Origin of the sequence: Phytoactinopolyspora endophytica (assembly GCF_004138495.1) — a bacterium.
Taxonomy (GTDB): domain Bacteria; phylum Actinomycetota; class Actinomycetes; order Jiangellales; family Jiangellaceae; genus Phytoactinopolyspora; species Phytoactinopolyspora endophytica.
On the sequence record NZ_ML142849.1, the window covers coordinates 555,172 to 557,423 of the forward strand.

Here is a 2,252-nt window from a genome sequence, read left to right on the forward strand (position 1 = left end):
CTTCTCCCGCAGCGCCTGCAGCGCCTCGTCCGACGCCAGCGTTCCGCCTTCGTCGTCCTTGACCTCCGCAGGTGCACCCGAAGAGGAGTACTCGGAGGGGTTCTCCTCCTTCGCCTTGGCGTCTTCCACCTGGGCGCTCTCGATCTGGCTCTTGTGAGCTTCCCAGCGTGCGTGGGCCTCGGCGTACTGCCGCTCCCACTCGGCACGCTGCTCCTCGTAGCCGTCCAGCCAGTCGTTCGTCTCGGGGTCGAAGCCCTCGGGGTACTTGTAGTTGCCTTCGTCGTCGTAGTCGGCAGCCATGCCGTACAACGTCGGGTCGAAGTGCTCGGACACGTGCTCGGCCGTGTCGCCCTCGTTCGCCTGCTTCAGCGAGAGGGAGATACGACGACGCTCCAGGTCGATGTCGATGACCTTGACCATGGTGTCCGCGCCGACCTCGACAACCTGCTCCGGCACCTCCACGTGACGCTCGGCCAGCTCGGAGATGTGCACCAGGCCCTCGATCCCGTCGTCGACCCGGACGAACGCACCGAACGGCACCAGCTTGGTGACCTTGCCGGGGACGATCTGCCCGATCTGATGGGTCCGAGCGAACTGCTGCCACGGGTCTTCGAGCGTCGCCTTCAGCGAGAGCGAGACCCGCTCCCGGTCCATGTCGACGTCGAGAACCTCGACCGTGACCTCCTGGCCCACCTCGACGACCTCGGACGGGTGGTCGATGTGCTTCCAGGACAGCTCGGACACGTGCACCAGGCCGTCGACACCGCCGAGATCGACGAACGCACCGAAGTTGACGATCGAGGAGACGACACCCGAACGGATCTGTCCCTTCTGCAACGTCTGCAGGAAGGTGGAACGGACCTCGGACTGAGTCTGCTCGAGCCACGCACGGCGGGACAGGACCACATTGTTGCGGTTCTTGTCCAGCTCGATGATCTTGGCTTCGATCTCCTTGCCGACATACGGCTGGAGGTCGCGCACCCGGCGCATCTCCACGAGCGACGCAGGCAGGAAGCCCCGCAGGCCGATGTCGAGGATCAGGCCGCCCTTGACGACCTCGATGACCGAACCGGACACGACGCCGTCGGCTTCCTTGATCTCCTCGATCTTGCCCCACGCGCGCTCGTACTGCGCACGCTTCTTGGACAGGATCAGCCGGCCTTCCTTGTCCTCCTTCTGCAGGACCAGAGCTTCGACATCGTCGCCGACGGCAACAACCTCGTGTGGATCAACGTCGTGTTTGATCGACAGCTCACGCGAGGGGATAACGCCCTCTGTCTTATAGCCGATGTCGAGCAGGACCTCGTCCCGGTCGACCTTGACGACGGTACCGGACACCAGGTCGCCGTCATTAAAGTACTTGATGGTCTCGTCGATCGCGGCGAGAAAGGCCTCCGCGGACCCGATGTCATTGACCGCCACCTGCGGCGATGCAGGCGTGCTTGCGGTGGGTGTTTCGGCCTCGATGCTGCTCGTCATGTGGAAGCGGGCTCCGGACAGGTGTAGGTAAAACCGGTTACGCCACAGGCCCTTTGATCGCCGTGCCGAGGGACGGAAGATCTGAGAGAGCACCGGCCGAACGACATGAACGAGCGCGAGCCTGCTCGGTCTGAGGTCACGCAGGCCCACAGCGCACAGGAAAGATTACCTGCCCGCTTGCACCAGGGTCAATTAGGCCCACATCGCGATCAGGTCACAGACCGCGAACGATATCCGCTGTTGTCATCTAGCCGTAGCCTATCGGGGAACGCCCAGCCCTCGCGTCACTCGCCCACGCACACCGTCTCAACGCTGCCGCCGCACGACGCGCGCGGGATCGAACGCGGGCCTATCTCACCGCGTGACCTCTAGTGTCACGCGGTGACAATGTGCACACCCGGCCGGTTCAGTCCTCTTCTGCCGGCTCTAACGAACGGGACGGCCGCGGAGTTTCCGTGCCGGTTGGCTCCGGAGACTCGGTGTCGTCGTCATCGTCGTCATCGTCGTCATCACAGTCAGCGGGCGCGTCGGGATCAGGGTCCTCGGACGCCGACTCCTCGAAGTCTTCCCGCTCACCCGGCCCATAGGTTGCCGTCGGGTCGGGCTCATCGGTCGCATCCGGTGAATTCGACGGGTCCGCACACTCTGTCTCGCCCGGATCGCTCGGCTCGGGTTCCGGCTCGCTCGGGTCCGGCTCAGGCTCGTCCGTCGGGTCCGGCTCAGGCTCCTCGGTCGGGTCCGGCTCAGGCTCCTCGGTCGGGTCCGGCTCAGGC

General features: G+C 64.8%; 1 protein-coding gene and 1 pseudogene. Both read right to left on the reverse strand.

What is annotated here, in order from left to right:
* The coding region (rpsA, locus tag ELR45_RS02480; protein WP_129663462.1) for a 30S ribosomal protein S1 at positions 1-1,479 on the reverse strand (1,479 nt) is incomplete at its 3' end.
* A 406-nt stretch (positions 1,480-1,885) separates the two neighbouring features.
* Positions 1,886-2,252: pseudogene (locus tag ELR45_RS36530) on the reverse strand (clumping factor B); the annotation flags it as partial.